The 14,523-nt window shown below is 68.5% G+C and carries 18 protein-coding genes and 6 pseudogenes; 16 read left to right on the forward strand and 8 right to left on the reverse strand.

Annotated elements, in window-relative coordinates; translation table 11 throughout:
* Nucleotides 1-427: 427 nt before the first annotated feature.
* Complete coding sequence (locus tag AAFL97_RS24160; protein ID WP_341647272.1) at nucleotides 428-1,369, forward strand: 2OG-Fe(II) oxygenase; 942 nt, start codon at nucleotides 428-430, stop codon at nucleotides 1,367-1,369.
* Here AAFL97_RS24160 and AAFL97_RS24165 read toward each other — a convergent pair.
* From AAFL97_RS24165 to AAFL97_RS24175, 3 genes are all read right to left on the reverse strand, one after another.
* Nucleotides 1,318-1,734, reverse strand: coding sequence for an organic hydroperoxide resistance protein (locus AAFL97_RS24165; protein ID WP_341647273.1), 417 nt, complete (start codon nucleotides 1,732-1,734; stop codon nucleotides 1,318-1,320). The genes AAFL97_RS24160 and AAFL97_RS24165 overlap by 52 nt on opposite strands.
* Before the next feature lie 70 nt (nucleotides 1,735-1,804).
* The gene (locus AAFL97_RS24170; RefSeq protein ID WP_341647287.1) at nucleotides 1,805-2,149 is read right to left on the reverse strand and encodes a MarR family winged helix-turn-helix transcriptional regulator; all 345 of its coding nucleotides are present in this window, start codon (nucleotides 2,147-2,149) and stop codon (nucleotides 1,805-1,807) included.
* Nucleotides 2,128-2,253 (reverse strand): hypothetical protein, encoded by a 126-nt coding sequence (locus AAFL97_RS24175; RefSeq protein ID WP_341647274.1) that lies wholly within the window; start codon nucleotides 2,251-2,253, stop codon nucleotides 2,128-2,130. The genes AAFL97_RS24170 and AAFL97_RS24175 overlap by 22 nt, the downstream gene beginning before the upstream one ends.
* Before the next feature lie 194 nt (nucleotides 2,254-2,447).
* Here AAFL97_RS24175 and AAFL97_RS24180 point away from each other — a divergent pair, with 194 nt between their 5' ends.
* From AAFL97_RS24180 to AAFL97_RS24190, 3 genes and pseudogenes are all read left to right on the forward strand, one after another.
* The gene (locus AAFL97_RS24180) at nucleotides 2,448-3,221 is read left to right on the forward strand and encodes an SDR family oxidoreductase (protein WP_341647275.1); all 774 of its coding nucleotides are present in this window, start codon (nucleotides 2,448-2,450) and stop codon (nucleotides 3,219-3,221) included.
* Between the two features lie 293 nt (nucleotides 3,222-3,514).
* Nucleotides 3,515-3,646: pseudogene (locus AAFL97_RS24185) on the forward strand (helix-turn-helix domain-containing protein); the annotation flags it as partial.
* A gap of 34 nt (nucleotides 3,647-3,680) precedes the next feature.
* Nucleotides 3,681-4,004, forward strand: coding sequence for a LysR substrate-binding domain-containing protein (locus tag AAFL97_RS24190; protein WP_341647276.1), 324 nt, complete (start codon nucleotides 3,681-3,683; stop codon nucleotides 4,002-4,004).
* Nucleotides 4,005-4,512: 508 nt separating this feature from the next.
* Here the strand turns inward: AAFL97_RS24190 and AAFL97_RS24195 are convergent.
* Nucleotides 4,513-5,505: a serine/threonine protein kinase gene (locus AAFL97_RS24195; protein ID WP_341647277.1), complete on the reverse strand. Its 993-nt coding sequence runs from the start codon at nucleotides 5,503-5,505 to the stop codon at nucleotides 4,513-4,515.
* Nucleotides 5,506-5,600: 95 nt separating this feature from the next.
* Here AAFL97_RS24195 and AAFL97_RS24200 point away from each other — a divergent pair.
* From AAFL97_RS24200 to AAFL97_RS24225, 6 genes and pseudogenes are all read left to right on the forward strand, one after another.
* Nucleotides 5,601-6,435: pseudogene (locus tag AAFL97_RS24200) on the forward strand (class I SAM-dependent methyltransferase).
* A 22-nt stretch (nucleotides 6,436-6,457) separates the two neighbouring features.
* Nucleotides 6,458-6,622: a hypothetical protein gene (locus AAFL97_RS24205; RefSeq protein WP_341647278.1), complete on the forward strand. Its 165-nt coding sequence runs from the start codon at nucleotides 6,458-6,460 to the stop codon at nucleotides 6,620-6,622.
* Between the two features lie 25 nt (nucleotides 6,623-6,647).
* Complete coding sequence (locus AAFL97_RS24210; RefSeq protein ID WP_341647288.1) at nucleotides 6,648-7,592, forward strand: cation:proton antiporter; 945 nt, start codon at nucleotides 6,648-6,650, stop codon at nucleotides 7,590-7,592.
* A 46-nt stretch (nucleotides 7,593-7,638) separates the two neighbouring features.
* Complete coding sequence (locus tag AAFL97_RS24215; protein ID WP_341647279.1) at nucleotides 7,639-7,797, forward strand: hypothetical protein; 159 nt, start codon at nucleotides 7,639-7,641, stop codon at nucleotides 7,795-7,797.
* 100 nt (nucleotides 7,798-7,897) lie between these two features.
* Nucleotides 7,898-7,951, forward strand: a pseudogene (locus tag AAFL97_RS24220) (hypothetical protein); the annotation flags it as partial.
* 71 nt (nucleotides 7,952-8,022) lie between these two features.
* Nucleotides 8,023-8,457, forward strand: coding sequence for a glutamate-cysteine ligase family protein (locus AAFL97_RS24225; protein WP_341647289.1), 435 nt, complete (start codon nucleotides 8,023-8,025; stop codon nucleotides 8,455-8,457).
* Between the two features lie 36 nt (nucleotides 8,458-8,493).
* On the opposite strand, the gene AAFL97_RS24230 is transcribed toward AAFL97_RS24225, so the two are convergent.
* Nucleotides 8,494-8,775 carry a hypothetical protein gene (locus AAFL97_RS24230; protein WP_341647280.1) on the reverse strand — a complete coding sequence of 94 codons (282 nt, stop codon included), beginning with the start codon at nucleotides 8,773-8,775 and terminating at the stop codon, nucleotides 8,494-8,496.
* A 181-nt stretch (nucleotides 8,776-8,956) separates the two neighbouring features.
* Between AAFL97_RS24230 and AAFL97_RS24235 the strand changes: the two genes are divergently transcribed.
* On the forward strand, nucleotides 8,957-9,277 hold the full coding sequence (locus tag AAFL97_RS24235) for a hypothetical protein (RefSeq protein WP_341647281.1): 321 nt from the start codon (nucleotides 8,957-8,959) through the stop codon (nucleotides 9,275-9,277).
* On the opposite strand, the gene AAFL97_RS24240 is transcribed toward AAFL97_RS24235, so the two are convergent.
* Genes AAFL97_RS24240 through AAFL97_RS24250 form a run of 3 tightly spaced genes read right to left on the reverse strand, consistent with a single transcriptional unit; the run spans nucleotide 9,217 to nucleotide 10,619 of the window.
* Nucleotides 9,217-9,453, reverse strand: coding sequence for an ABC transporter permease (locus AAFL97_RS24240; protein ID WP_445954554.1), 237 nt, complete (start codon nucleotides 9,451-9,453; stop codon nucleotides 9,217-9,219). The genes AAFL97_RS24235 and AAFL97_RS24240 overlap by 61 nt on opposite strands.
* A gap of 60 nt (nucleotides 9,454-9,513) precedes the next feature.
* Entirely contained in the window at nucleotides 9,514-10,284 is a 771-nt protein-coding gene (locus AAFL97_RS24245) for a hypothetical protein (RefSeq protein WP_341647282.1), read from the reverse strand.
* Nucleotides 10,197-10,619: an ATP-binding cassette domain-containing protein gene (locus tag AAFL97_RS24250; RefSeq protein ID WP_341647291.1), complete on the reverse strand. Its 423-nt coding sequence runs from the start codon at nucleotides 10,617-10,619 to the stop codon at nucleotides 10,197-10,199. The genes AAFL97_RS24245 and AAFL97_RS24250 overlap by 88 nt, the downstream gene beginning before the upstream one ends.
* A gap of 98 nt (nucleotides 10,620-10,717) precedes the next feature.
* Between AAFL97_RS24250 and AAFL97_RS24255 the strand changes: the two genes are divergently transcribed.
* The 5 genes and pseudogenes from AAFL97_RS24255 to AAFL97_RS24915 all read left to right on the forward strand — a co-directional run bounded on the left by AAFL97_RS24255 (nucleotide 10,718) and on the right by AAFL97_RS24915 (nucleotide 13,715).
* Nucleotides 10,718-10,963: a hypothetical protein gene (locus tag AAFL97_RS24255; protein ID WP_341647283.1), complete on the forward strand. Its 246-nt coding sequence runs from the start codon at nucleotides 10,718-10,720 to the stop codon at nucleotides 10,961-10,963.
* Between the two features lie 127 nt (nucleotides 10,964-11,090).
* Nucleotides 11,091-11,949, forward strand: a pseudogene (gene asd, locus AAFL97_RS24260) (archaetidylserine decarboxylase).
* 81 nt (nucleotides 11,950-12,030) lie between these two features.
* Nucleotides 12,031-13,208, forward strand: a pseudogene (gene purT, locus AAFL97_RS24905) (formate-dependent phosphoribosylglycinamide formyltransferase); the annotation flags it as partial.
* 34 nt (nucleotides 13,209-13,242) lie between these two features.
* Nucleotides 13,243-13,512 (forward strand): annotated as a pseudogene (locus tag AAFL97_RS24910) (pyridoxamine 5'-phosphate oxidase family protein); the annotation flags it as partial.
* Nucleotides 13,513-13,529: 17 nt separating this feature from the next.
* Complete coding sequence (locus tag AAFL97_RS24915) at nucleotides 13,530-13,715, forward strand: hypothetical protein (protein WP_445954555.1); 186 nt, start codon at nucleotides 13,530-13,532, stop codon at nucleotides 13,713-13,715.
* Nucleotides 13,716-14,523: the final 808 nt, after the last annotated feature.

Consider the following 14,523-nt stretch of genomic DNA (forward strand, 5'->3'; position numbering starts at 1 on the left):
GGGCGAAGCGCCCGGCGCCGACCAGTGCGCCTGGCTGGCCTGGCTGTTCTGGCAGGGCGGGGCGCGCGCAGGTGAGCGCCAGTGGCGGTGGCTGGCAGGTCACGCGGGCCGAGGCTGCTCCCTTGCAGGCCGACTGGCTGGCCGATGCCATGGAGCGGCTGGAGGCACCCTGGGTGACCGTGACCGGGCCCTGTCCAGTGGCCAGGCCTCTGCGGGCGCCAACATGCGCCAACCTGGGCCGAACAACAGCCATCTTCGATTAAGATAGCATTAAAAATGAACAAGGCGCCCCGCCGTGGGGCGCTTTTTTTTGCCGGTTTGATCTGGATCAGACAGCCGGACCTGCTGCCCCTCGAATACTGGCTGCCGGCCGGGTGCGCGCCCATGTCCATGCGCCCCGGCCGGACCATCCAGAGAGGTTTCCACCATGCAGCTTGCAGATTTCGGCTCCCGCTTCATCTTCGACGATCCCCGCTACGAGGCCATGGCCCGCGAAGGGGCCGAGCAGTACGCCAAGGGCACGCCGTTCAACCACATGGCGTTCGACAACTTCCTGCCCGAGGACGTGGCCGAGGCCATGCTGGCCGAGTTTCCCAAGCCCAGCGACATCGAGTGGCACAACTACAACCGCCCGGCCGAACAGAAGCTGGTGTGCGTGGACGAAAGGAAGTTCGGCCCGGTCACGCGCAACATGCTGTTCCAGTTCAACTCGACGCCCTTCCTGCGCTTCCTGGAGACGGTGACCGGCGTCCCCAACATGATCGCCGACCCGCACATGCGCGGCGGCGGCCTGCACCAGACCCCGCGCGGCGGCCTGCTCAAGCTGCACGCCGACTTCAACAAGCACGACGAGAACTTCCTCGACCGGCGCATCAACGTCATCCTCTACCTGAACAAGAACTGGAAAGAGGAATACGGCGGCAGCCTCGAACTGTGGGACCAGGAGGTGACCTACTGCGGCGCCAAGATCCTGCCCGTGTTCAACCGCCTGGCGATCTTCTCGCCCACCAGCAACACCTTCCACGGCCACCCCGACCCGTTGACCTGCCCCGAAGGCGATTCGCGCAAGTCGCTGGCGCTGTTCTACTACACCAACGGCCGGCCGGAGGAAGAGGTGAACGGCGCGCACACCACCATCTTCGCGGCGCGCCCGGAACGAGCGCATCGGGGGGGTGCGCTGGCGCGTCTCGCAGGACTACATGCCGCCCGTGCTGTTCCGCGCGCCGCCGCAAGGTGCGCGAGCGCCACTTCTCGGGCGCGATCAAGAAGCGCGGCTGAGGGCCCTGGCATTGCGGGGATCGCCGCCGCGGCCCGGTTTCAGGCCAGCGCGATCGTCACGTCGATGTTGCCGCGCGTGGCGTTCGAGTAGGGGCAGACCTGGTGCGCGGTGTCGACCAGAGCCTGGGCGGCGGCGCGGTCCAGGCCGGGCAGGTGCACGGTCAGGCGGACGGCGATGCCGTAGGCCTGGCCGACCGGGCCCAGGTCGACCTCGGCGTCGATGGCGAGGTCGGCCGGCAGGCTGGCTTTCTGCCGGGCGGCCACGGCCTTGAGCGCGCCGATGAAGCAGGCCGAGTAGCCGGCGGCGAACAACTGTTCGGGGTTGGTGCCGGTGCCTGCCGTGCCGGGCGAGGACAGCGTGACGTCGAGGCGGCCGTCGTCGGTGCGCGAGGCGCCGTCGCGGCCCCCGGTGGTGTGGGCGCGGGCGGTGTAGAGGACTTTGTCGAGGGAAGCCATGGTGATCTCCTGGAGGATGGGGCCTGGTGGGTCCAGGCGGTGGGTGGTTGAAGGGAAACGTGTGTGGGGCTCATCCGGCCAGGCGCGCGCGCAAGGCCTGGATCTGCCGGGTGAGGGTCTGCACTTCGGCGGGCTCGCAGCCCGTGGCTTGCAGGACGCAGGCGGGGATGCGCAGCGCCCGGGTCTTGAGCTGGCGCCCCTGCGCCGTCAGCCGCACCAGCACACGGCGCTCGTCGCCGGTATCGCGCAGCCGCGAGACCAGGCCGGCCGCTTCGAGCCGTTTGAGCAGCGGGGTCAGCGTGCCCGAATCGAGGAACAGCCGTTGCCCCAGTTCGGACACCGTGAGGCCGTCGCGCTCCCACAGCGCCAGCAGCGCCAGGTACTGCGGGTAGGTCAGGCCCAGTTCGTCGAGCAGGGCTTGTACAGCTTGGTCATGGCCAGCGAGGCGGAATACAGCGCGAAGCACAACTGGTGATCGAGCTGCAGGGCCTGATCGGTGGAGAGACGCGGCGTGTTCATGGAGCGAACTGTAGATCGCTTTTATATTGTGTGCAATTTAATTGCAAAAAACATGAATGCCAGAAGGGTTTTCTTGTGTCGATGGACATGGGATTGGAGGGCCGTGACTGGACAATCCATCCCGCCGCAGCCGGTTTATCCGCGTGCATCCCGTGCCTAAGCTGGAGCCTTCGTCCAACGTGAAGGAGATTCCCATGGCAGACCATTCCATTCGCGGCAAGGTTGCATTGATCGCCGGTGGCGCCAAGAACCTGGGTGGCCTCATCGCCCGCGATCTCGCCGCCCATGGCGCCAGCGCCGTGGCGATCCACTACAACAGCGAAGCCTCGGCGGCAGACGCCCATGCCACGGTGGCCGCGGTGCAGGCGGCGGGTGCCAGGGCGGTCGCGCTGCAGGCCGACCTGCGCAGCGCCGATGCGGTCGAGAAGCTGTTTGCCGACGCGCTCGCGGCCGTCGGCCGTCCCGACATCGCCATCAACACCGTGGGCAAGGTGCTCAAGAAGCCCATGGCCCAGGTCACCGAAGCCGAGTACGACGACATGGCCGCCATCAACGCCAAATCGGCCTTCTTCTTCCTCAAGGAAGCCGGCCGGCAGGTGAACGACAACGGCAAGATCGTGACGCTGGTGACCTCGCTGCTCGGTGCGTTCACGCCCTTTTACGCCTCGTACGCCGGCACCAAGGCCCCGGTGGAGCACTTCACGCGCGCTGCGGCCAAGGAGTTCGGCGCGCGCGGCATCTCGGTGACGGCGGTCGGCCCCGGCCCCATGGACACGCCCTTCTTCTACGGCCAGGAAAGCGCCGAGGCGGTGGCGTACCACAAGACGGCCGCCGCCCTTTCACCCGCGTCGCCCAGCGGCCTGACGCACATCGAAGACGTGGTACCGTTCATCCGTCACCTGGTGAGCGACGGCTGGTGGATCACCGGCCAGACCATCCTCATCAATGGCGGCTACACCACCAAGTAAGCGAGGCATGTATGCGGACACTGATCTTTGTCGTGGTCGGGATGGCATTGGCGGCGGCGCTGCTGCGCTGGACACCGGTGGCCCACCGGACGCTGGCCGCTGGCGGCTTCACGCTGGTGTGGCTGGCCGTGTCGGCCTGGAACCGCGCACGGGCATGTCCCACGGCTACACGCTGGCGCAGGAGCCGCCGATCCACCTGGTGCTGTTCGGCGTGCCGGCCGCGCTGGCCTGGGGGCTGTGGTGGTGGGGCCGGCAGGGCTGAGCCTGGCGCGTACCGCACCAAGCTGCCTCGCATGGACCGACTCGACCAGTACCGCGTCTTCGTGCAAGTGGCCGACATGGGCAGCTTCATCCGCGCCGCCCACGTGCTGGAGCCGCCCCGGGCCACGGTCTCGGCCGCGGTCCAGCGGCTGGAGGCGCAGCTCGGCACGCGGCTCGCTGCACCGCACCACGCGCCGGGTGAGGCCCACCGCCGATGGCGAGCAGTTGCTCGAGCGCGTGCGCCCGCCGCTGGCCGAGCTGGAAGAGGTCGACCAGTTGTTCCACGCCGGCCATCGCCAGGTTTCGGGCCGGTTCAGCGTCGACATGCCCAGCCGCATCGCGCGCCGCCTGGTCGCCCCTGCGCCGCCCGCCCTGCTGCGCCAGCACCCACGCTTGCAACTGAACCTGGGCTCGACCGACCGGGCCATCGATCTCGTGGCCGAAGGCGTGGACTGCGCGGTGCGCTTCGGCACGCTGCACGACAGCAGCCTGGTGGGTGGCCACTGGGCCAGGTCGCGCTGATCAACTGCGCCAGCCCGGCCTACCTGCGGGAACATGGCGAGCCGCTGCACCCCGACGACCTGTCGCAAGGGCATGCATGCGTGGGTTACGCCGCCCCCCACCGGCCGCGCCGTGCCCTGGGAATACCGGGGCGCCGACGGCGGCACGCGGTCGCTGGAGGTCGCCAGCCGTGTGGTGGTGAACAACGCCGAGAGCTACATCGCCGCTTGCCTGGCGGGCCTGGGCCTGATCCAGATTCCGCGTTTTGACGTGCAGCACCTGCTCGAGCGCGGCCGCTGGTCGAGGTCATGCCCGATTGGCGTGCAGCGTCCATGCCGGTGTCACTGCTCTATCCGGACCGCCGCCAGCGCTCGCGGCGTTTTTCGGTCTTCCTGGCATGGTTCGAGGCGCTGATGCGCGAGCACCTGGAGTGAGCGGCCACTGCGCTATATGGCCCCATCCTTGACGGAGGGCGATCAGGCCATCAGCGGCGCTTCCTGCATGGCCTCGATCTGTTCCGCCAGCATGTTCACCTGCCCCTGCCAGTAATCACGGCTGCCGAACCAGGGAAGTTGAGTGGGAAGCTCGGGTCGTCCCAGCGGCGGGCGATCCAGGCGCTGTAGTGGATCAGGCGCAGGGTGCGCAGCGGCTCGATCAGGGCCAGCTCGCGGCGGTCGAAGTCGCGCACCTGTTCGTAGCCGTCGAGCAGGGCGCCCAGTTGGCGGTTCTGCTGCGCGCGCTCGCCCGAGAGCAGCATCCACAGGTCCTGCACGGCCGGGCCGGTGCGGGCGTCGTCCAGGTCGACGAAGTGGGGGCCGGCGCCGGGCTGGTCTTCCGGCGTCCAGAGGATGTTGCCGGGGTGGCAGTCGCCGTGCAGGCGCAGGCGGGCGATGCCGTCGCCGCCGTTGTTACCGGCCAGGGCGGGGTGGCGTTCGATCAGCGCCAGCGCCTCCTCGCAGGCGCGCGACCAGGCGGCGCGCACCTCGGGCGCGATGGCCTCGTGGTCGAGCAGCCATTGCCGCGGCTCGCGCAGAAAGGTCGAGGTGTCCAGCGCGGGGCGGTGCGCGAACGGCGCGGCGGCGCCCACCGTGTGCAGGCGGGCCAGGAAGCGGCCGATCCATTCGAGCACGTCGAGGTCTTCCAGCTCGGGACGGCGGCCGCCCCGGCGCGGGCAGACCGCGAAGGCGAAGCCCTCGAAGGCATGCAGGGTGCGGCCCTCGAACGCCAGCGGCGCCACCACCGGCACCTCGGCGGCGGCCAGCTCGGCCGCGAAGGCGTGCTCTTCGAGGATCTGGGCCTTGCTCCAGCGGCCGGGACGGTAGAACTTGACCACCACCTGGGCATGGCCGGCGGCGGGCGATTCCAGCCCCGCCTGGTAGACGCGGTTCTCGTAGCTGCCCAGCGCCGACAGGCGGCCGTCGCCCCAGAGGCCGACGCTGGCGAGCGCATCGAGGACAACATCGGGGGTGAGGCGGGCGTAGGGGTGTTCCCCGGCGCCAGGGGCGGACTCATGAGGATGCATAGGTGTCCATTGTCGCCGGCCGTGCACCGTCAAGCGGCTTCCGTATGATCCCCCCATGACGAAAACGTCCATTCGACACCGACCCACCGCCCCCACTGCGGGAGCAACTGCCCGAGCTGCGCGAAGGCCAGTCGGTCGAGCAGCTCAAGGAGCTGCACATCCTCACGCGCGACGGCCGGCTCAACCAGGACACGCGCCGCAAGCTCAAGCAGGTCTACCACCTGGTGCAGTTCATCGAGCCCCTGCTGCAGGAGGCGCTGGACGCGCGCGGCGACGTGACGCTGGCCGACCACGGCGCCGGCAAGTCCTACCTGGGCTTCATCCTGTACGACCTGTTCTTCAAGGCCCGGCCGCAGGGCTGGGTGTACGGCATCGAGGCGCGCGCCGAGCTGGTGGACAAGTCCCGCGGCGCTGGCCGCGCGGCTGGGCTTCGACCGGATGGCCTTCCTGGCCTCCACGGTGCAGCAGGCCATGGACCACCCGGACCTGCCCGGGCGCATCGACGTGGTCACCGCGCTGCACGCCTGCGACACGGCCACCGACGACGCGATCGACTTCGGCCTGGCGCGGCAGGCGCGCTTCATGGTGCTGGTGCCCTGCTGCCAGGCCGAGGTGGCCGCGAGCATGCGCCGGCACAAGGCGCTGAACCTGTCGCGCACGCCGCTGGCCGAGCTGTGGCGGCACCCGCTGCACACGCGCGAATTCGGTAGCCAGATCATCGTGCTGCGCTGCCTGCGGCTGGAAGCGCACGGTTACGAAGTGACGGTGACCGAGCTGGTAGGCTGGGAGCATTCGATGAAGAACGAATTGATCCTGGCCAAGCGCCACGACCTGCCCCGACCGGGCACCACGGCCCGGGCGCGCGAGCGGCTGGCGCAGATACTGGATGAACTCGGCCTGCGTGAACTCGGCGGCCGCTTCGCCGTCTGACACCGCTGAAGGAGGAGACACCATGGTGACGGATTTTCCGTTTCTGATGCAGTCCATGGCCTGGCCGCTGGCGCTGCTGCTGGCCTGGTTCCTGGGCGAGCGCCTGTACGAGGCCTGGCAGGTACCGCGCGTCACCAGCTACGTGGCGGTGGGCCTGGCCGGCAGCCTGATCAACCTGCCGGGCTGACCGACGCGGTGCCCGGCCTGCCCTCCTGGCCAATGTGGCGCTGTCGCTGGTGCTGTTCGAGCTGGGCTACCGCATCAACCTGCGCTGGTTCCGCCATAACCCCTGGGTGCTGGTGCTGGGGCTGGTGGAGTCGGGCCTGACCTTCGCGCTGGTGTACTACGCCAGCACCTGGTTCGAGCTGACCGGCACGCGCCTGATCATCGCCGCGCTGTCGGTGTCGGCCTCGCCGGCCGGCATCGTGCGCGTGGCCAACGAGATGCGCAGCACCGGCCAGGTGACCGAGCGCGTGCTGCACCTGTGCGCGATCAACTGCATGGTGGCGGTGCTGCTGCTCCATCTGGTGGCCGGCTACTGGCACCTGAGCACCTCGGGCGACTTCGCCGCGGCGGCGCTGGGCAGCGTGTACGTGCTGGTGACTTCGGTGGCCGCCGGCACCGTGCTCGGCGTGGCCATGCCCTGGCTGCTGCGCCGCCAGAAGACGTCCGAGCGCGGCGTGACGGTGGTGTTCGCGCTCTCGGTCGTGCTGCTGACCACCATGACCTTCGGCCTGAGCATTTCGCCGCCGCTGGCGGCCCTGGCCTTCGGCATCGTGGCGCGTGAGCGCCGCGTGCACCTGACGAACGCGCAGCGCGGCTTCGGCACCGCGGGCGACCTGCTCAGCGTCTTCCTGTTCGTCTACATCGCCTCGCTGCTCGACTGGAGCGAGGTCGGCACCGGCATGGCGCTGGGGCTGCTGCTGATCCTGGTGCGCACGGCGTCCAAGGTGGTGTGCAACATGGCGGCGGCGCGCCTGTCGGGCAGCACCGAGCGCAAGGGTCTGCTCACCGGGCTGGCGCCGACGCCGATGTCGGTCTTCGCCATCGTGCTGCTGGAACAAAGCCGTACCCACGGCTTCGGCCCCGCAGGCGAGGTGCTGACGGTGGTGGCCGCCATGATGATGCTGCGGGAGTGGCGCTGGGGCCGGTGGTGACCCAGCGCAGCCTGCTGGCCGCGGCCGAAACCCACGTGACCAAGGAGTGAGCGCACGCCTGGAAACCTTCAAGGCCTCCGAGCCGCTGACGCTGGGGGTGGAGCTGGAGCTGCAACCGGTCAACAGCTACGACTACGACCTGTCCAGCTCGGCCAACGACCTGCTGGAGTCGCCGCGGCGCAAGCCTTCGCCCTGGGCGTCGTGACGCCCGAGATGACGCAGAGCATGATCGAGATCGCCACCGACGTGCAGCACGCGCACGAGCTGCTGCTGGCGCAGCTGCGCGCGAGATCCGCGACACCCTGGTGGCCGCGTGCGACCGCCTCAACATCGAGATCGCCGGCGGCGGCACCCACCCGTTCCAGCGCTGGTTCGAGCGCCGCATCTTCTCCAAGCCGCGCCTCCAGCCACCCCCGGCCTGTACGGCTACCTGGCCAAGCAGTTCACCGTGTTCGGCCAGCACGTGCATGCGGGCTGCGCCTCGCCCGACGAGGCGCTGTTCCTGCTGCACCCTGCTCAACCGCTACGTGCCGCACTTCATCGCCCTGTCGGCCTCGTCGCCGTTCTCGCAGGGGTGGACACGCTGTTCGACTCGGCGCGCCTGAACTCGGTGTTCGCCTTCCCGCTGAGCGGGCGCGCGCCCTTCGTGCTGAGCTGGGACGAGTTCGCCAACGGGTACATCACCAAGATGGAGAGCACGGGCGTGGTCAAGTCCATGAAGGACTTCTACTGGGACATCCGGCCCAAGCCCGAATACGGCACCATCGAGCCGCGGGTGTGCGACACGCCCCCGACGGTCGAGCGCGTCGGCCGCGCTGGCCTGCTACCTGCAGGCCCTGTGCCGCCACCTGCTGGAGCGCAGTGAACCGCCGCCGGAAGAGGACGACTACCTCGTCTACACCTACAACCGCTTCCAGGCCTGCTGCTTCGGCCTGGACGGCATGATGGTCAACCCCAAGACGCGCGAGCAGATCAGCATCCGCGAGGACGTGCTGGCCACGGTGCGCAAGATCCGCACCACGCCGACGTGCTCGAATCGCAGGCCGCGCTGGAGGAGGTGGAGCGCACCGCCGGGCGCGCGGGCAACCACGCGAGCTACCTGCGCCGCTGCTTTGCCGACAGCGGCAGCGTGCAAGGGGTGGTGCGGGCCGGCGTCGAGGCCCTGCGCCAGGGCCGACACCATGAACGGGGCCGGGATGGCGGCGGGATAAGGCGGGTGTTTCGGGGGCAGTTCCGGCTTTGTCGGGCAACTTCCTACAGCGCGATTGGCGGAATGCCGACTCAATAACTTGGAACAGATAAATACAGTTTGTCACATCGACAAACGATCTGTGTCTGACCCGGTTTCAGGTATGAGCCCTGACATGAACGCCTCTCATCCCCGCCTCAACCCCTTCGTCCTGATGCTCGACCCCGAGGCCGTCATCAGTGCCATGGAAAGCAGCCGCACCCTGCGCAGTCGCCAGCGCGTCTGCCGCCCGCTGGACAAGCCCCTGATCCCCAAGACCCACGGGCAGCAGGTCCGCGAATACGACGCCCTGATCGACGCCGAGGCCTTCATGGACGCCGGCAGCGAGTGCTACGCCGAGGCACAGCCGCGCTGCACGCGGTGCATTGAGCCGGCTCAGCGCCTGAAGCGCCGGCGCGTGAGCGCCAGCGCGGCCCAGAAGCCCAGCACCGCATAGGCCAGCAAGCCATGCCGATGTGCAGCACCGGGTTCGCCGGCCACCTGGTCCATGAACAGCGGGCGCACCAGCTCCACCGCATGGCTCAGGGGCAGCCAGTCCGACAGGCTGCGGATCAGGGCCGGCAACTGCTCGCGCGGGAAGAACACCCCCGAGACGAACATCATCGGGGTCATGAACAGCGCGGAAGTAGTAGGTGAAGAAGTCGTCGTAGCCCTGGGCCAGCGCGTCGAAGATCAGCGCCAGGCACGAGAAGGCGACGCCGGCCAGCAGCCGCCGGCAGCACCAGCAGCAGCTTGGGCGAATGGCTGATGCCCAGCGCCAGCATCACGCCCAGGATGGCGGTGACGGCGAACAGCGACTTGAACGCCGCCCACAGCATCTCGGCCAGCACCACGTCGTCCAGCCGCACCGGCGCGTTCATGATGCCGTCCCAGGTCCTCGGCACGTGCATGCGCGAGAAGGCCGAGTACAGCGCCTCGAAGCTGGCGGCGTTCATCGTGCTCATGCAGACGCTGCCGCTGGCCAGGGAACAGGATGTAGGGCACCGCCACCGTGCCCTGCGGCGTGGCCATGTTCACCTGGCCGACCAGCGCGCCCATGCCGTAGCCGAAGGCCACCAGCCACATCAGCGGCTCGGCGATGTTGCCCACCAGGCTGGGGATGGCCAGCTTGCGCCAGACCAGCAGGTTGGGCGCCGGAACACCGGCCACCAGCGCATCGACAGCCGGGCGCGGGGACCAATGGGAGGGTGTTGGTGTGTTCATCCTTCCTCGCGGATCCTGGCGGCTGGTGAGCTTGAGGAACAGGTCCTCCAGGTTGGCCGGCCGGTGCAGGGTGTGCAGCCCTCGTGCCACGTGCCCAGGGCCTGCAGCAGCTGGGCCGGCGTCGGCGGTGTAGAAGAACACCGTCTCGCCGCTCAGTTCCACGCGCGCGGCCAGGGCGCGGATGGCGGCATGGGCCGGCGCCTCGGCCAGCGCCAGCGCGCCGGGGCCGTAGACCTCCACCACCCGGGCTCCAGGTGCTGGGCGATCAGCTCGCGCGGCCGGCCCTCGGCGATCTTGCGGCCGTGGTCCAGCACCAGCAGGCGCGAGCACAGGCGCTCGGCCTCGTCCATGAAATGGGTGGTCAGCAGGATCGACTTGCCCTGCTGTAGCAGGAGTTGCAGGCGTTCCCACATCAGGTGGCGGGCTTGCGGGTCCAGCCCGGTGGTGGGCTCGTCGAGCAACAGCAGTTGCGGGTCGCCGACCAGCGCGCGCGCCAGCGACAGGCGCCGCTCCATGCCGCCCGAGAGCTCGCCGGGCTTGGCGTCGGCCCGGTGGGTGAGGGCGGCGAACTCCAGTACCTCGTGGCACGCGTTCGCGGATCAGCGCGTCCGGCAGGCCGAAGTAGCGGCCGTAGACCAGCAGGTTCTCGGCGCAGGAGAAGTCCGGGTCCAGCGTGTCCATCTGGCTGACCACGCCCAGGCGGGCCTTGATGGCCAGCGCGTCGCGCGGCATCTCGTGGCCGAAGGCCCGCACGCGGCCAGTGTCGGGCGCGGTCAGGCCCGAGGCGCGACAGGACGGTGATGGTCCTGCCGGCGCCGTTGGGGCCGATCACGCCCAGGCACTCGCCGGGCGCGATGGCGAACGACAGGCCGTTGACCACGGTCTGGCCGCCGAAGCGCTTGACCAGGCTCGGCGCTGAACAAAGAGGGCGTCATGGCGCGATTGTGCGCCTGCAGGGCGGCAACCGCGCCGGCTGGGGGCCACCTCTACAATCGCGGCATCGAAATCTCCCAGGGTGGCCGCCGGGCCGCCTGCCGTCCCTGCCGATGTCGCCCTTCGTCGTCCTGCAACACCTGCTGCCCAAGCGCGCCCTGACCGAGGCGGCCGGCCGGCTGGCGCGTGCCGAGGGCGGCTGAGTGACGCGGCCGCCATCGCGCGCTTCATCCGCCGCTACCAGGTGGACATGGCCGAGGCCGCCGAGTCCGACATCCGGCAGTTCCGCTGCTTCAACGATTTCTTCACCCGCGCGCTCAGGTCCGGCGCGCCCGGCCGCTGGCCGACGCCGCCTTCGTCTGCCCGGTGGATGGCGCGATCAGCCAGTTCGGCGCCATCGAGCGCGACCAGGTCTTCCAGGCCAAGGGACACCGCTACAGCACGCGCGCGCTGGTGGGCGGTGACGCCGCGCTGGCCGCGCAGTTCGACGACGGCGCCTTCGCCACCATCTACCCGAGCCCAAGGCGCGACTACCACCGCATCCACATGCCCTGCGAGGGGCGGCCGCGGCGCATGATCCACGTGCCGGGCGAGCTGTTCCCGGTCAACCCGGTCACGGCGCAGGGCGTGCCCTACCTGTTCGCGCGCAACGAGCGCGTGGTCTGCGTGTTCGACGTGCCGCATGGCACGGATGGCCAGACGCGGCCGTTCGTGCTGGTGCTGGTGGGCGCGATCATGGGCAGCATGGCCACCACCTGGCACGCGGTGGTCAACCCGCCCCGGCCGGGCCATGTCCGCGAATGGGCCTACGACGACGGGCCGGTGCAGGTGCTGGCGGTGGGCGACGAGATGGGCCAAGCCTGCTCGGCTCCACCGTGGTGATGCTGTGGCCGCGCGAGACCATCCGCTTCAACGCCGACTGGGCGCTCGCGCGCGGTGCGCCTGGGCGAGGCCATGGGCGAGGCCTGCTGATCGATCCCTCTTTCATTTTTTCCTTCTTCCATCGACGATGACCACGCTCGGCACCCCTTGTCCCCCACGGCCACCTGCGTCATGCTGCTGGGCAGCGGCGAACTCGGCAAGGAAGTGATCATCGCGCTGCAGCGCCTGGGCGTGGAAACCATCGCCGTCGACCGCTACGACCACGCACCCGGCCAGCAGGTGGCGCACCATGCGCGCACCATCACCATGAGCGACCCGGCCCAGCTCAAGGCGCTGATCGAGGTCGAGCGGCGAGGGTTCGGGCAGCCTTCTGGTGGTGCCCGAGATCGAGGCCATCGCCACGCCCATGCTGCAGGAGCTGGAGGCGGCCGGCGTCGAAATCACCGTGATCCCCACGGCCTGCGCTGCGCGCCTGACCATGGACCGCGAGGGCATCCGCCGCCTGGCCGCCGAGACCCTGGGCCTGCCCACCAGTCCCTACCAGTTCTGTGATTCGCAGGGCGAGCTGCAGGCGGCCATCGACGGCGTGGACGGCAAGCCAGGCATCGGCTACCCCTGCATCGTCAAGCCGGTGATGAGCAGGGCAGCGGCAAGGGCCAGGAGCCGGATCGACGGCCTGAGTGATGTGTCCAGGGCGTGGACTATGCCATGGCCGGCGGCCGCGTCAGCCACGGCCGGGTGATCGTCGAGGGCTTCGTCGACTTCGACTACGAGATCACCCAGCCGACCGTGCGTGCCAAGGGCCCGGGCGGCCAGGTGCAGACGCATTTCTGCGCGCCCATCGGCCACCTGCAGGTCAGCGGCGACTACGTGGAAAAGCTGGCAGCCCATGGCCATGTCGCCGGCCGCCGTCGAACGGTCCCGCCAGATCGCCAAGGCCGTGACAGACGACCTCGGCGGCCTGGGCCTGTTCGGCGTCGAACTGTTCGTCAAGGGCGACCAGCAGTGGCTCCAGCGAGGTCAGCCCGCGCCTGCATCGACACCGCCCTGGTGACGCTGTGCACCCAGCACCAGAGCGAGTTCGAACTGCACGCGCGCGCGATCCTGGGCCTGCCGGTGGACACCCGCTGCGCAACCTCGGCGCCAGCGCCGTGATCTACGGCGGCGTCGATGCGCAAGGCATCGTGCGTTCGACGGCGTGGCCGAGGCCCTGGCCGTGCCCGGCGCCGACCTGCGCCTGTTCGCAGCCCGAGAGCTTCGCCAAGCGCCGCATGGGCGTGGCGCTGGCGCGCGCCGAGGACACCGACACCGCGCGCGCCAACGCCAGGCTGGCGGCGGGCAGGGTCCGCCGCGGGCGGCCTGACCTGGGCAGATCACATGACGATGGGCGTGCTGACCGACGATGTTCGCCAGGCTGCTCGGCGAAGCGTGCTGTGCTGGCTGGCGACGGCCGATGCGCATGGCCAGCCCAGCGTGTCGCCCAAGGAAGTCTGGGCGACGTGGACGACGAGCACCTCGTGGGTGGCTCATATCGCATCGCCCGGCTCTGCCAGGAGCATCGGGCACAACGCCCAAGTCTGCGTGAGCTTTCTGGACATCTTTGTGCAGAAAGGCTTCAAGGTCATCGGTGCCGCCACCGAGCTGACGCCGTCAGCGCCCGATTTCTCGACATGGGCGCAGCCCTGCAGGCCATGGTGGGCGACCGGTTCAAGATCCATGGCGTGTTCGTCATCCGCGCCAAAGAGGTTCACCCGATCGTCGCGCCGAGCTATGTCTTTTACCCGGCAGACACCACGGAAGAAGCGCAGGCAGTCGGCGCTGCGGACCTCTATGGCGTGTCTCGGCGGGACGGTTAAGCCTGGAGAAAGAGGGCTGTTCGCCATCTGTCTATTGCTTACAGACAGCATGATCGGCGCCCTGACATGAGCGGAGGCGTACCGATGCTGCGTCAACACCAAACTGGAGGAGAGGAAGGTCAGCTCCGCTGCTGCTTGACGTCCAATTGAACGCGCATACAATGCCTGGATGGATGTCCAGATCTCTCCTGCGAGTGAATTTACTGCCTTTGCTGCCAATCGCAAGTTCAGGACGATCCTGCCGATCCTCCATGGCAACGAACCGAACCGGCAAGGTCGCGCCAGAGCACAAAAGACTCAATCGCTATGGCACGATGACACTTGATGACATCAAGGCCGCCGGTCACTACCGTCACCGATGATGTGGCGCACCTGTATATGTGGGTTCCCAACGCACTGCTGCCGGATGGTCTGGAAGTCATGAAGGCGTGGGGCTTTAATTACAAACCAACATCGTCTGGCACAAGCTGCGCAAGGATGGTGGGAGCGACGGTCGCGGTGTTGGGTTCTACTTTCGCAACGTGACCGAGCTTTTGCTTTTTGGCGTTCGTGGCAAGAACGCACGTACATTGCAGCCGGGTCGAACTCAAGTCAACTACATCGGAACCCGAAAGCGCGAGCACAGCCGCAACCCGATGAGCAGTACGAACTGATCGAGTCATGCAGCCCTGGTCCGTTTCTGGAACTCTTTGCACGCGGCGTGAAGCGGCGCACGAAAACGCGAAAGCGTTTCACGATAAATGCGAAAACTAGGGAAACACGATAGAATCCGAAGGTTAAACACCCATCTGATGTAACTGAACGAAGT

Source organism: Thauera sp. SDU_THAU2 (assembly GCF_038260575.1).
Classification (GTDB): Bacteria; Pseudomonadota; Gammaproteobacteria; order Burkholderiales; family Rhodocyclaceae; genus Thauera.

Coding starts and splice junctions, on each gene's coding strand:
- AAFL97_RS24160 (WP_341647272.1), top strand. CDS start 428: ATGCAGCTTGCAGATTTCGGCTCCCGCTTCATCTTCGACGATCCCCGC.
- AAFL97_RS24165 (WP_341647273.1), bottom strand. CDS start 1,734: ATGGCTTCCCTCGACAAAGTCCTCTACACCGCCCGCGCCCACACCACC.
- AAFL97_RS24175 (WP_341647274.1), bottom strand. CDS start 2,253: ATGAACACGCCGCGTCTCTCCACCGATCAGGCCCTGCAGCTCGATCAC.
- AAFL97_RS24180 (WP_341647275.1), top strand. CDS start 2,448: ATGGCAGACCATTCCATTCGCGGCAAGGTTGCATTGATCGCCGGTGGC.
- AAFL97_RS24195 (WP_341647277.1), bottom strand. CDS start 5,505: ATGCATCCTCATGAGTCCGCCCCTGGCGCCGGGGAACACCCCTACGCC.
- AAFL97_RS24205 (WP_341647278.1), top strand. CDS start 6,458: ATGGTGACGGATTTTCCGTTTCTGATGCAGTCCATGGCCTGGCCGCTG.
- AAFL97_RS24230 (WP_341647280.1), bottom strand. CDS start 8,775: ATGGTGTCGGCCCTGGCGCAGGGCCTCGACGCCGGCCCGCACCACCCC.
- AAFL97_RS24235 (WP_341647281.1), top strand. CDS start 8,957: ATGAACGCCTCTCATCCCCGCCTCAACCCCTTCGTCCTGATGCTCGAC.
- AAFL97_RS24240 (WP_445954554.1), bottom strand. CDS start 9,453: ATGACCCCGATGATGTTCGTCTCGGGGGTGTTCTTCCCGCGCGAGCAG.
- AAFL97_RS24915 (WP_445954555.1), top strand. CDS start 13,530: ATGGGCGCAGCCCTGCAGGCCATGGTGGGCGACCGGTTCAAGATCCAT.